The sequence below is a fragment of the Duganella rhizosphaerae genome, assembly GCF_040364205.1.
In the GTDB taxonomy this organism is placed as follows: domain Bacteria; phylum Pseudomonadota; class Gammaproteobacteria; order Burkholderiales; family Burkholderiaceae_D; genus Rugamonas; species Rugamonas rhizosphaerae.
This window is the reverse complement of the sequence record NZ_BPWK01000049.1, coordinates 1-2,235: the sequence shown is the minus strand read 5'-3', so window position 1 is coordinate 2,235 and position 2,235 is coordinate 1. Positions and strand designations below refer to the sequence as shown.

The 2,235-nt window shown below is 68.7% G+C and carries 1 protein-coding gene; it reads right to left on the bottom strand.

The window, feature by feature from the left end:
• A partial coding sequence (locus RUGAMON1_RS32515) for a non-ribosomal peptide synthetase (RefSeq protein WP_445234401.1) occupies positions 1–2,235 on the bottom strand: 2,235 nt, incomplete at both ends.

The window sequence follows — 2,235 nt, the reverse complement described above, 5'->3', positions numbered from 1 at the left end:
GGTCGACAGGAAGCCGTCCAGGCGCACACGCGTATCGAACTCGATCAGCGTCGGCAGCAGGTAGGCGTCGCCCTCGCTTTGCATCATGTGGTGGAACAGTATCCCTTCCTGCAAAGGCGCCAATGGATAGATGTCCTGGATGTTGGCGGCGCCGCCAGGCACCGCCGCGACGATGCCGTCGATCTCCAGCTGGCTCAGTTGCGCCAGCGGCAGCATGTCCGGCGTGATCGCATCGCAGCCGTCGACGATACCGTTGGCCGGCACCATCACGTCGCCCGCCCCGGTACCGGCGGCCAGCGCCGCGATGGTCGGCGTGCCGAACAAGGTGCGCACGTCGGTCTGCACGCCGGCCCGGCGCATGCGCTCGATCAGCGCCACCGCCAGCAGCGAATGGCCGCCCAACTCGAAGAAGTTGTCGTGACGTCCCACCTGTTCGCGTTGCAGCAGCTCGCCCCAGATCGCCGCCAGCAGCAATTCGGTCTCGCCTTGCGGCGCCTCGTAGCCGCGCACCGCGTAGGCGTCGCCATCGGGCGCCGGCAGCGCCTTGCGATCGAGCTTGCCGTTCGACGTCAGCGGCAGCGCATCGAGCGCCACGAACGCGCTCGGCACCATGTAGTCCGACAGCGTCTGCGCCAGTTCCGTGCGCAGCACCGCCAGGTCGAGCTGTACGCCATCGCCAGCGACCACGTAAGCGACCAGGCGCTTGTCGCCCGGCTGGTCTTCGCGCGCCAGCACCGCCGCCTCGCGCACCCCGGCGCAGGCCGACAGCCTGGCTTCGATTTCGCCCAACTCGATGCGGAAGCCGCGGATCTTGACCTGGAAGTCATTGCGGCCCAGGTATTCGATGTTGCCGTCGGCCAGATGGCGTCCCAGGTCGCCCGTCTTGTACATGCGGGCGCCGGCCACGCCGGCGAACGGATCGGACACGAAGCGTTCCTCGGTCATCTCCGGCAGGTTCAGGTAGCCGCGCGCCACGCCGGCGCCACCAATATACAACTCACCGGCAACGCCCAGCGGCACCGGCTGGCGCCGCGCGTCGAGGATGTAGACCTGGGTGTTGGCGATCGGACGACCAATATGCAGCACCGCATCATCGCGGTCAAGCCGGCCGGAGGTGGCCACCACCGTCGTCTCGGTCGGGCCATAGTTGTTCACCACCTCATAGGCCGGCGGCGTCGCCGGCAGCCTATGCAGGCGATCGCCGCCCGTCAGCAGCGTCTTCAGGCGCGCATTGCCGTGGCCTTCCGCGAAGGCCAGTTCGGCCAGCGGCGTGACCAGGAAGCTGACATCCAGCGCCTGTTCGCTCCACCATGACAGCAATGCCTGCGGATTGTCGCTGGCCGCCGCCGTCGGCATCACCAGCGCCGCGCCGACGCACAGCGCCGGCCATATCTCCCACGCGCAGGCGTCGAACGCCACGCCGGCAGTGCTTGAGGTGCGGCTCTGCGCCGACAGCGCGAAGCTGTCGCAGTGCCAGTCGACCAGATTACCCAGGTTGCGGTGTTCCACCATCACGCCCTTCGGTGCGCCGGTCGAACCGGAGGTGTAGATCACATAGGCCAGGTGCGCCGGCGTCAGGTCCAGGCGTGCCAGATTGGCGCCGTCCTGTTGGTCCCACAGCGCGCTGTGCGCCGCCAGATCTATGCGCGACGCGCCGCCGGCGGCGTCGATCCCGACGCCATCGAGCGCGCGCTGCCCGGCGCCATGGCCCAGCACCGCCAGCGGCGCGCTATCGGCCAGCATATAGGCCAGTCGCTCGGCCGGATAAGCCGGATCGAGCGGCACATAGCAGCCGCCCGCCTTCAGCGTAGCCAGCATCGCCAGCACCATCTCGATCCCGCGTCCGCTGCAGATCGCCACCCGGGCGTCGGCTCCCACGCCCAGGCTACGCAGATGGCGCGCCAACTGGTTGGCCTGGCGGTTCAAATCGGCATAGCTGACCTCCCGATCGCCGCACACCAGCGCGGCCGCCTCGGGACGATGTTCGGCATGCCGCTCGAACAGTTCATGGACACACAACTCGCGCGCATACGGCGTCCCGGTCGCGTTCCATGCCGCCAGCACCTGCTGCCGCTCAGCGACCGGCAGCACCTGCAGGGACAACAACGCCGTCTCGGGAGCGCCTTCCAGCGCGGCCGCCAGCTGCTCCAGCGCAGTCTGCATATAGGCGCACACGCGGCTGGCCGATGCCGACCGGTCGACCTGCGCCGTCAGCACGAAGCCCTCGCCCAGATC